At 68.8% G+C, this 10,860-nt stretch carries 9 protein-coding genes; 6 read left to right on the top strand and 3 right to left on the bottom strand.

Annotation, left to right across the window (positions count from 1 at the left end):
* The first annotated feature begins 19 nt into the window (after positions 1-19).
* Positions 20-2,296: a catalase/peroxidase HPI gene (gene katG, locus ACFSKW_RS51000; protein WP_379582440.1), complete on the top strand. Its 2,277-nt coding sequence runs from the start codon at positions 20-22 to the stop codon at positions 2,294-2,296.
* 583 nt (positions 2,297-2,879) lie between these two features.
* Here katG and ACFSKW_RS51005 read toward each other — a convergent pair.
* The 3 genes from ACFSKW_RS51005 to ACFSKW_RS51015 form a co-directional block, all read right to left on the bottom strand.
* Positions 2,880-5,669 carry an NUDIX domain-containing protein gene (locus tag ACFSKW_RS51005; protein ID WP_379582442.1) on the bottom strand — a complete coding sequence of 930 codons (2,790 nt, stop codon included), beginning with the start codon at positions 5,667-5,669 and terminating at the stop codon, positions 2,880-2,882.
* A gap of 76 nt (positions 5,670-5,745) precedes the next feature.
* Positions 5,746-6,135: a hypothetical protein gene (locus ACFSKW_RS51010; protein ID WP_379582444.1), complete on the bottom strand. Its 390-nt coding sequence runs from the start codon at positions 6,133-6,135 to the stop codon at positions 5,746-5,748.
* Positions 6,132-6,524, bottom strand: coding sequence for a YbaB/EbfC family nucleoid-associated protein (locus ACFSKW_RS51015; protein WP_379582446.1), 393 nt, complete (start codon positions 6,522-6,524; stop codon positions 6,132-6,134). Before ACFSKW_RS51015 ends, ACFSKW_RS51010 begins: the two co-directional genes overlap by 4 nt.
* 330 nt (positions 6,525-6,854) lie before the next feature.
* Between ACFSKW_RS51015 and ACFSKW_RS51020 the strand changes: the two genes are divergently transcribed.
* From ACFSKW_RS51020 to ACFSKW_RS51040, 5 genes are all read left to right on the top strand, one after another.
* Entirely contained in the window at positions 6,855-7,478 is a 624-nt protein-coding gene (locus ACFSKW_RS51020; protein ID WP_379582448.1) for a DUF6461 domain-containing protein, read from the top strand.
* Between the two features lie 380 nt (positions 7,479-7,858).
* The gene (locus tag ACFSKW_RS51025; RefSeq protein WP_379582450.1) at positions 7,859-8,503 is read left to right on the top strand and encodes a helix-turn-helix transcriptional regulator; all 645 of its coding nucleotides are present in this window, start codon (positions 7,859-7,861) and stop codon (positions 8,501-8,503) included.
* On the top strand, positions 8,500-8,874 hold the full coding sequence (locus tag ACFSKW_RS51030) for an aminotransferase class I/II-fold pyridoxal phosphate-dependent enzyme (RefSeq protein WP_379582452.1): 375 nt from the start codon (positions 8,500-8,502) through the stop codon (positions 8,872-8,874). The genes ACFSKW_RS51025 and ACFSKW_RS51030 overlap by 4 nt, the downstream gene beginning before the upstream one ends.
* A complete protein-coding gene (locus ACFSKW_RS51035; RefSeq protein ID WP_379582454.1) occupies positions 8,850-9,632 on the top strand; it encodes an aminotransferase class I/II-fold pyridoxal phosphate-dependent enzyme in 783 nt (260 codons plus the stop codon). Before ACFSKW_RS51030 ends, ACFSKW_RS51035 begins: the two co-directional genes overlap by 25 nt.
* The gene (locus tag ACFSKW_RS51040) at positions 9,629-10,570 is read left to right on the top strand and encodes an ornithine cyclodeaminase family protein (RefSeq protein ID WP_379582456.1); all 942 of its coding nucleotides are present in this window, start codon (positions 9,629-9,631) and stop codon (positions 10,568-10,570) included. Before ACFSKW_RS51035 ends, ACFSKW_RS51040 begins: the two co-directional genes overlap by 4 nt.
* The last annotated feature ends 290 nt before the right edge of the window (positions 10,571-10,860 follow it).

The raw sequence follows: 10,860 nt of genomic DNA on the forward strand, positions 1-10,860 counted from the left end.
GGCAGTTCGGAGGAAGCAGATGAGCGACATCCAGGACAACGCCCCCTCCAGCGCGCAGGGCGTGGACCAGAAGGCGGCGGCCGGATACCCGGTCGCGCAGGACTCCGTGACCGCGCATGGCAGCGAGAGCGAGAACCCCGCAATCGACTCGCCGACTCCGAAGACCGGCGGTCGTCCGCGCACGAACAGGGACTGGTGGCCCAACCAGCTCGACCTCTCGGTGCTGCGCGCGCACTCGTCCAAGGGCAACCCACTGGCAGAGGGGTTCAGCTACACCAAGGAGTTCGAGAAGCTCGACGTCGAGGCCCTCAAGCAGGACATCATCGAGGTGCTCACCACCTCGCAGGACTGGTGGCCGGCCGACTTCGCCCACTACGGCGGTCTCATGATCCGGATGAGCTGGCACGCCGCGGGCACCTACCGCATCCACGACGGTCGCGGCGGGGCCGGCGATGGCGCTCAGCGTTTCGCCCCGCTCAACAGCTGGCCCGACAACGCCAACCTCGACAAGGCCCGCCGGCTGCTGTGGCCGGTCAAGCAGAAGTACGGCCAGACGATCTCGTGGGCCGACCTGCTCGTGCTCGCCGGCAACGTCGCCCTGGAGTCGATGGGTTTCAAGACCTTCGGCTTCGGCTTCGGCCGCGAGGACGTCTGGGAGCCAGAGGAGATCTTCTGGGGGCCGGAGGACGCCTGGCTCGGTGACGAGCGCTACGTCACCGGTACCGAGATGGTGCCGAACTTCGGCGCGACCGAGATGGGTCTCATCTACGTCAATCCGGAGGGTCCCCGCGGCAACGCGGACCCGGCTGCGGCGGCGCATTTCATCCGCGAGACCTTCGGCCGGATGGCGATGAACGACGAGGAGACTGTCGCTCTCATCGCCGGCGGCCACACGTTCGGCAAGACCCACGGCGCCGGCATCGCGGACGACCACGTGGGGCCGGAGCCAGAGGGCGCGCCGCTGGAGGCGCAGGGCCTGGGCTGGCTGAGCAGCTACGGCACCGGCAAGGGCGGTGACACGATCACCAGCGGTCTCGAGGTGACGTGGAGCGACCGGCCGACGCAGTGGAGCAACCGTTTCTTCGAGATCCTCTTCGGCTACGAGTGGGAGCGCACCACGAGCCCCGGCGGCGCGAAGCAGTGGGTCGCGAAGGACGCCGAGGCGATCATCCCGGACGCCCACGACCCGTCGAAGAAGCACAAGCCGACCATGCTCACGACCGATCTGTCGCTGCGTGTCGACCCGACGTACCAGAAGATCGCCCTCCGCTTCCTGGAGAACCCCGACGAGTTCGCGTTGGCCTTCGCCAAGGCCTGGTACAAGCTGCTGCACCGGGACATGGGTCCGGTGAGCCGCTTCCTCGGACCGTGGGTCGCCGAGCCCCAGCTGTGGCAGGACCCGGTGCCGGCCGTCGACCACGAACTCGTGAATGACGCCGACGTCGCTGCTCTCAAGGCGAAGGTCCTGGAGTCCGGCCTCACGACCGCTCAACTGGTCTCCACCGCCTGGGCGGCCGCCGCGAGCTTCCGGTCCACCGACAAGCGCGGCGGCGCCAACGGCGCCCGGCTTCGTCTCGAGCCGCAGCGCAGTTGGGAGGCCAACCAGCCCGAGCGACTCGCGACGGTCTTGGACGCCCTTGAGGGCATCCAGCGTGAGTTCAACGAGGCCGGCGGCGCGAAGATCTCGCTCGCCGACCTGATCGTGCTGGCCGGTTCGGCCGCCGTCGAGAAGGCAGCAGAGGAGGCCGGCCTGGCGGTGACGGTGCCGTTCCGTCCGGGCCGCACCGACGCCACGCAGGAGCAGACCGACGTCGAGTCCTTCCGGGTCCTCGAGCCGCGGGCCGACGGGTTCCGCAACTACCTGCGTTCCGGTGAGAAGACCCAACCGGAGGTGCTGCTCGTCGATCGCGCCTACATGCTCAACTTGACCCCGCCCGAGATGACCGTCCTCATCGGCGGCCTGCGTTCGCTCGGAGCCAACTTCGGCGGTATCCAGCACGGCGTCCTCACCGACCGGCCCGGCGCGCTCACCAACGACTTCTTCACCAACCTGCTCTCCCCGGGCACCCGGTGGAAGGCATCGGAGTCCGAGGAGCACGTGTACGAGATTCGCGACGTGGCCACCGATGAGGTGAAGTGGACCGCCACCGCGGTCGACCTCATCTTCGGCTCCAACTCCCAGCTACGAGCCCTCGCGGAGGTCTACGCCAGCCAGGACGCCCGCGACAAGTTCGTGACCGACTTCGTTGCAGCCTGGACCAAGGTCATGGAACTCGACCGGTTCGACCTCGCCTGACCTGTCTCCACCCGACGAGCCCGGTCGAGCCACCGTGATCGACCGGGCTCGTCCGGCAACACCGGCACCTGACCGCTCCGCGATCACCGCGCCCCGCCACCTCCACCCGCATCGGTCGGTGGCGGGGCGCACCGCGTGCGCCGTCGAAGGCGCTCGAGCCCGTCCCGCCAGGCTGACGAGCTCTTCTATGCCGCCGACGGGGTTCTCGTCACCTCGGTGCAACAGGTCTCGTCGCCCGGCGGCCCAGAGTGCTTCGGGCAGGACTCGCACGCCTTGGATGGCGATCTGGGCGCGTTGCGGGCGTTGGAACACGGATGAAGGCCGATGATCAGGCGGGTGTGACACCCGCCGCTCCTTACCCTGACTGGGAGACCGCGCGCGCGGCGTGATGAGCTGTTCGCGCCGGCCCAGGCGGTGTTGTGCACCGACGGAGTAACGCCCCCTGGTCATGACCTGGGCGGACGTCATTATCTGCAGGCGCAATGCCGGACAGTTCCCGCAAAAGGCCGCGGGCGCGGCGGAGGCGTCAGCTCGGTGATCTGTTTCTTGGCCTACGCGCTTTCGCCGACGTCATCCGGGACGGTCATGGGAGACCCTTGTAGGGGTTCGGTATCCAGCCGACGACGTACTTCTTGAGCTCGTTCAGGTCCTCGCCAAGGAAGACCATCTCCGTCTCCCTGACGGACAGCGAGTTGCTTGGGTCCGGCGCGAAGAGCTTGCTGGCGGGGATCCTGAGCAGGGCGATGTCAGGCGTTTCCCGGGTGATCCCCCTGAGCCACCCATCCGTGGAGGCCAGGGCCCTCTGCTGGCTGACGGCCACCGAGATGAACGGCGTGTGGTTAGTGTCACCTTTCATGTGCTGCTCGGCCCGCATCCGCACCCAGGACGGGTCCTGCAGCTTCGCCCGCACCGTCGCCTGCTCTTGCGGGGACAACATCGAGAGCTTGGGTACAAGGGCGTAGCGGTTGAACCTGTCCTCCCACCTGACCACAGTCACGTACTGCTCGCCCTTGCTCGGAGGCGCGTCCCTGATGGCCGGTGGGCCGTCGGCCAGATCGGCGGAGGAGGGGTGTGTGCCGGCCGGGCCTGCGTCCGCGCCGGTGTGTGCGGGATTCGGGGAGGTGTCGGTCGAGGACAACGCCGCCGGCCCGGCCGGGTCACTGCCGTGTTTGGCGGCGTGGAACAGCGACAGCACATCGTTCAAAGACTTGGCCAGAGCGGGGTGCAGCTCGCCCTGGGAGGCCATGTCACGCAGTTCGAACAGCGTCACCCATTTGGGGTCGGCAGTCTCGATCTTGTCGACTTTGGGGGTGAATATTTCGCCTTCGGCGGCGATACTGGTGTATTTCCAGCCGTTGGCGGCTTCCACCACATGGGTTCCCGTGAGCTCCAGCGTGTCGAGGTAGCCCTGGTTCACGCCCAGTTCTTCGCTGATCTCCCGCGCCGCGCCCTGCGCGGGTGTTTCCTTGCTGTCCAACGCCCCGCCGGGCAACTGCCACTTGCCCACGTTCGAGCTGACACCCGGACCGCATTGCACCAGCAGGTAGCGCTCCACACCCGTGGCGTCGGTGTTCCTGATCAGCACCCCGGCGGCGCCGTACTTGCCCCACAGCCCGGGACCGGCCCAACCGTCACCGGACCTGCCGGTGTCATCCAAGATCTTGAACGGGCTGGAGGAGGCGTCCTTGACCCCGCCGACCGGCCCGCCGCTGTCGCCATGCCAGGCCACCGAAGTGTCGCCGCCACTGTCGGCATGCCCGGCGACCATGGCACCGCCGTCGGTGTGAGAGGCCGCCGACGGGCCTGCGGCGCCGGCATGCCCGTCGGCCACCGGCGAGACAACAGACGGGGAAGCGGAAGACGGGTGAGCGCCCGGAGAGACGGTCGACGGGTGGACGTTGGTCGAGGAGACAGGGTGAGGAGCCACCGACGGGGCAGTGTGCTGCCCACCGGCCGGTGATGTGGTGCCGGAGCCGCCGGGATGCGTCGGCAGAGGAGGTGCCCCGCCGGCGGGGCCCTTCGACGCAGGCGCAGGGGCGTGCGGCGTGCCCGCACCGTTGATCAGCGAATCGATGCTCGGCTTGGGCGTCGGCCCGGTAGTGGTGTCCGACTGCCCCAACGCGTGGAAGACCGGTCCCGGCTTGCCCGGCTCAGGCTTGACGACACCGCCGTGGTGTTGGGAGGCGCTCGTCGCGGCGTCGATGTCCACGTGATGAGGGGTGGGCCCTAACGTGCTGTCGGCGGGTCCCTTCGTGACGTATGTGGCCTGCGACAAGCTCGTGCTGAGGTCCAATGTGCCGTGCACGGGGGATTCGGCGTAGGTGTAGTGGAAGTCGTAGCCCCCTGGGGTACCGTGCTGCGCTACGCCAGACGCCTGGGCGCCCATCGTCGGGTGCGGCCCGCCCACGGCGCCGGGCGTCGAGCTCTGCAGCCACGACGGCGGCAGGCCGCTGTTCCCCGATCCGCTCGAGGGCGGGTGGGGACCGTCGTGCGAGGTCGGAGAAAGGTCTCCACCCGTCTTCAACCCAGGCCCGGTCCCCGCTATCGATCCGGTCGAGGGATTCCAGCTAGCCCAATGGGCATCCGCACCCCCCAGGAAACCCGCCGTCACATTCATCAAGACGGTCCGCAACGTCTTCTCATCCAACGGCCGGCCACTGAACAACTCCATCGTCGCCGCGGTGGCACCCCCGGCCAACCCCGACCGCGTCATCAAACCCCACATCGACCGCGTGGGGAAAAACCCCGTGAACGCCGTCAAGAACGCGCCTGTCAACGCGCCAGAACCCGCCGACGTCAGCACCTGCTGCCAATCGATGTTGTCACGACGACTCTGCGAAGCCTGCACCGCCAGATCCATACCGCCCAGCAGCACGCCGAAAAACCCCACATTGATCAGCAGCCGCTTGCCCAACTGCGCGATCGCCAGCCGGGTCAACTGCAAACGCGGCCCGATCATCGCCAGCGAAACGCCACCCCAAGGCCCCACCGCCGCCGCGAGCAACCACCCGATCTGAAAGATCAGAAACCAGACCGCCACCTCGATCATCCGCTTGGTGTACTCGACCTGCACACCAACCCGGTTGAACTCCAGCGCCGCCGCCACCAACCGCTCAACCAGTTCGACCCGCCTGTCCCCCCACACCTGGCGCACGAACGTCAGAAACGCCTCCAGCGCCTCGCCATCCCAGTCGTCACCAGGACGCGCCGCCTGCGTCAGCCCCTCTCCGGCCATGACGTTCTTTGCCGTGGCCGCACATGCGTCAGCCAGCCGGAAGCACCCCGACTCATCACCCTCCGGCCACTCCGTCCCGACCACCCAGCCCACATACGGCTTGGCCCAGTCCGGCACCAGAAACCCATCAAATCCCATGCCAGCTCTCCGCTAGGGCAGCAACGGACGATCACCTGAAGACTGATCCGACGGGTAGAACTCCGGCGGGTACTGCTCAGCCGGATACGCCCTGGACGACTGGCCCGACCACTCCGAAGCCGGAGGGATGGACGGAAGAGGCAGATCCCCGCTCGAGGGCTGTCCGCTCCCATCCGGGTTCGACCGAGTCGTATGTCGAGCCGGTGTCGGCGAGCTTGTCGCGGATCCCTTCGGCCTCGGTGACGCACGCATCGAAAGCGTCCATGATCCCGTCCTGGATCGTGGACAGCTTCCTTTCCAGTTCGATGCCGTACTGGTCCTTGCCCAGCGGATTGCCCTCGATCATGAACACGTCCAGCAGCGCGCGCTTCTCCCACCACAGGGTGTCCGCCTCTCCGTCGGCGTAGCTCGCACGCGCGCGAAGCCCTGACGTCCTCACGGTGAAGCCAGACGGATTGGCGGTCATTCGCGGCCCTCGAGATTGATCGGCTGGGGAAGGAGCGCGTCGAGCGAGGACTCGTCGCCGAAGAACTCCTCGTACGGCAGGCCTTCGGGCACGAACGGCGACATGAGCTCCTTGGTGCGCTCGGCCACCTCGCCCGAGGCCGCTGAGATCTGCTCGAGGATCGAGTGCGCCAGTTGGGAGGGCGACAGCTTCCCGTAGACGCGCGGGTTGAGCTCGATGTTCTGGACCTGCCCTCGCGGGCCGACCGTCACCGTCACCATGCCGTCGTCAGATTTCCCTACCGCGTTCATCTCACGCAACCGGGTGTAGGCCTGCTTGAGCTGCGCCGCCTGCCGGTTGTACTCCCGAGCCATGTCCTCCATGGCGAGCCGGAACGCGTCCTCGCTCATCCCATCGACCTCACAAACCTCACAAACCTCACAAGTTGCGGATCTTTCTATCACTCATAGCCGAAGAATGTGAAAGATCTTGTCACTGTACCCAGCGGCGACGTTGCGCGATCCGCCTCCTGCTCCCCAGCCGACGAGGACCGCCACAGGGGCCGAGGCGGGTCGGAGCGTCCGGTGAGCCGGTCTCCGGGGTCGAGGTGGCGATTCCGATCATGCGGCCCCCGATCGACAGCTACCGATCCTCCATCACGAGCCGCAGCGGTTCTCCATGCTGCTGCCTTCTGTCGGTGCCGTATGCCACGCTCCGCTGAAACGATCAAGGGAGCTACGGTGACCGACCCCCTCGCCCCGTACCGCTGGCTGGAAGCCGTGGCAGAAGGCCGCGACAACCTGCTTGGCGACATCTTCTGCGTCTCCTTTTTCCGCCGACATGACCCTGTCGAGGTACTGGCCCGCTTCGGTCCCGCTGAACCCTCAGAGATGCCCTTCGACGAGCTCCGCGAGAAGGTCGCGCAGTTCGTGGAGGAGACCGAGGGTGGGGGCGGCGGGTACGTCGGGGTCATCCAGGCCGGTGATTGGAGCGTGGCCATCGAGCTGTGGGGCTGGCAGGCGACTCTGCCCGAGATCCTGGCTGGGCTGTCTCAGGGGTGCGAGGTCGTGGTCGTCGGGCGGCACGACTACGCAGAGCACAGCTTCGTGTACGCCATCGACGGCGAGGTCGTCACCGGCTTCTCGCCTTACTGGCCGGACACCCGCTGGGGCAGTCATCCGGATCGGCTCAACGAGCTCATCCATGAGGTGGGGTTGCCGCTACAGGCGGTAGACGAGGAGTGGGAGGTTATACGGCGCGGCTACGCTGATGGGATCTCGCGGGTGTTCTGGCTGGCGGACAAGATCACAGGTGTGGTGTTCACTCCGAGCATCCTCGATGGACCCCTGCTCGTCATCGCCTAGCTTCCGAAGCGGCGCGTCCATTCTCTCAGTGGTGCGCTCGAAGATCTGCGGCAGGATCGTGCCGATTCCCTTGGAGAACGGCGACAGCTCCGATGCGCTGACCTCCTCGGCCCTGACCGCCGCCAGCGCCAGCGCGGCCGGGGCGGTCGCTGGGAGCTCATCGGCGTCACCTCCGCCCCCGACGCCCCGAGCCTGTCCTGCGCCGAAGGCCCCGGCCTGTCCGCGGGCTCGCCGGGCACCGTCCGCCGGGCCGGCGACGCGCCATCCCGGATGCCCTACCCGCCGGCCCCCGCCGATACAGGAGGCGGCCAGGCCGACGGGCGCGAGAGAAGGCCCACGCGCTGTGGACTAATTGTCCAGTCTGGACGTAAAGTCCAAACATGGAGATGGCGACGGACGGCGCGGACCCGCGCGTGCGGGCGTGGGCGCCGGTGTGCCAGGCGATCGCCCTGCTGCTGGGCCCCTACGCCGAAGTGGTCCTGCACGACGTGGAGCACGACCGGGTGCTGGGCATCTGGAACCCGATGAGCAACCGCACGGCCGGCGACCCCTCGCTGCTGGGCGAACTGGACGGCCTCGACCCGTCAGCCCGCGACGTCTACGGCCCGTACCAGAAGTTGCTCGCCGACGGCCGCCGGCTGTCATCGATCAGCGCCGTGCTGAGGGACCCCGACGGGCAGCCGTCGGCCGTGCTGTGCGTCAACCTCGACCGCACCCCGCTGGACCAGGCGGCCGCGCTGCTGGCCGGGTTCGCCGCGCCCGTGCAGCCCCGCCCCCAGGCGCTGTTCGACCAGGACTGGGTCGAGCGGGTGCACCACATCGTCGGCTCGTTCGTCCGCGAGCGCAGCCGCCCCGTCGAGCGCCTCGGACGCGAGGACCGCCTCGCCGTCCTCACCGCACTCGACCAGGCGGGAGTGTTCGCCATGCGGCGGGCGGTCCCGGTCGTCGCCGGCGCGCTCAAGGTGTCGCGCTCCACCCTCTACGCCCTACTCGCCGAGCTCAAGGTGCAAAGGAACGACTCGTGACCCGACTGCCCGACTTCCGGCTGGAGACCTACTTCTCCCGATGGGAGTTCACCGCCCGCCACCATCTGACCGCCTCCGACGCGCAGACGATGACCATGGCCGAGTTGCTCGCGCTGGCCGACGACCAGGACCGCCACGCCTGGGAGACGCTGTCGTTCGGCTACACCGAGACCTTCGGCGACCCGGCCCTGCGGCAGGCGATCGCCGGCACCTACACCCACGCCGACGCCGACGACGTGATCTGCTTCGCAGGGGCCCAAGAGGCTCTGTACGTGGCCATGCAGGTGCTGCTCGGGCCCGACGACCACGCGGTCGTCGTCACACCCAACTACCAGTCGGCGAGACCGTGCCGCTCTCGCTGTGCGAGGTGACCGGCGTCGCCCTAGACCCGGAGCGCGACTGGGCGCTGGACATTGACCAGGTCGTCGCGGCACTCCGCCCGAACACCCGGGTGGTGTCCGTCAACTTCCCCAACAACCCGACGGGGACGCTCATCGACGCGGCGGACTTCGCGCGCCTGGTCCGGCTGTGCGACGAGCGCGGCATCCACCTGTTCAGCGACGAGGTCTACCGTGGCCTCGAACTCGACCCCTCCCGCACCCTGCCGCAGGCCGCCGACCTGTCCGAGCGCGCCCTGTCGCTGAACGTCACCTCGAAGTCGCTGGGTCTGCCCGGACTGCGGATCGGCTGGATCGCCTGCCGCGACCGGGAGTTGCGCTCGCGGCTTGAGCGCGCCAAGCACTACACCACCATCTGCAACGCGGCGCCGAGCGAGGTGCTCGCCCGGATCGCCATCAAGGCCCGCGAGCGGATCCTGGACCGCAACCGCGCCATCATCGCCGCCAACCTCCCGGTCTTCGACGCTTTCTTCGCCGATTTCGGCGAGCTGTTCCAGTGGCGGGCGCCGGACGGCGGCTGCGTGGCCTACCCCCGCTACCTGGGCCCCGACGGCGTGGAGGCTTTCTGCGCCGACCTCGTCGAGCAGGCAGGGGTCCTGCTGTTGCCGGCGGGCATCTACCGCTCCGAGCTCACCGATTCGCCCGCCGACCGCTTCCGCATCGGGGTCGGGCGCCTCGATCCCGAACCGGCTCTCGACGCCTTCGCCGCGTGGTTGCGAGCCCGCCGATGACCGTTCCCGTCCTGGGGCTCGAGGCGCTGGAGGCGGCGGCCCGCCCGGAGACCGTCTTCGAGACCGTCCGCGCCGCGCTCATCGCCCACGCCGAAGACCGCACCACGGTGCCTGCGCCCCTCCACCTGGACTTCCCGCAGGCCGGGGGAGACTGCCACGTCAAGGCGGGATGGATCACCGGCGACGACGACTTCGTCGTCAAGATCGTCTCAGGCTTCTACCGGAATCCCGACCGGGGCCTTCCTACGAACCACGGGCTGGTCTGCGTGGTCAGCGCGCTCACCGGCCAGGTGCGGGCCGTCCTCGACGACAGGGGACGGCTGACCGCCTGGCGCACCGCCGCCGCCGGTGCCCTGGTCACCCACGCGATGTCCAGGGCCGACGCGGGCACGGTGGGGGTGTTCGGCACCGGCGAGCAGGCCGGGCTGCAGGTGGAGTGGCTGGGGATGCTGCGCCCGCTCGCCCGGGTCCTGGTCCACGGCCGCGACGCGCGCAAGGCGGCCGCTTTGTGCGACCGGCTCGGCGCGCTCGGGTACGAGGCCAGGCCCGCCGCCGCCGACGAGACCGCCGCGGCCGACATCGTCATCACCACGACGCCCGCCACCGCGCCGGTACTGGCGGCCGCGGCGGTCAGGCAGGGTGCGCACGTCACCGGCATCGGCGCGGACATGCCGCACAAGAACGAGCTGCCGGCCGACCTGTTCCGCCGCGCGGAGACGATCGTGACCGACGACCACAGCCAGTGCCTGCACCACGGGGACTTCGGCCACGCGGTACGGGCGGGGGCGGTGGCGGAACACGCCGACACCGCCGCGGGAGCCGTACTGGCGGGGCCGGCACGACGGTCGGCCACGGCTGTCACGGTCGCCGACCTCACCGGCGTCGGCGCGCTCGACGCGGCCCTCGCCTCGGCCCTGATCAGGAGCACGGCCTGGTGACCGAGCGTTTCAGCCGACATCCTGATCGCGCGGCCACACCGTGATCGCCTAGCCGTACGCGGGTCGGCCGGTGGTTCGCCGCCGCGGTAGCGCCGGCGACCACGAACGCGGCCGCGAGTGCCGCGCATCCACGATCGCCGACCGCTCTGATATCGGGCGTCGCCGTGCGGACACGGCCGGCACGGCACATCAGCCTTCCGGTCGGTCAGGCCTGGTTGGGTAGGAGTAGGACATCGGATAGAGCGGATAGGACGGGGGCACGGCGATGCCTCGGTACTTGGACAGGGACC

The sequence above is a fragment of the Nonomuraea mangrovi genome (assembly GCF_042681425.1).
GTDB classification, from domain to species: Bacteria; Actinomycetota; Actinomycetes; order Streptosporangiales; family Streptosporangiaceae; genus Nonomuraea; species Nonomuraea mangrovi.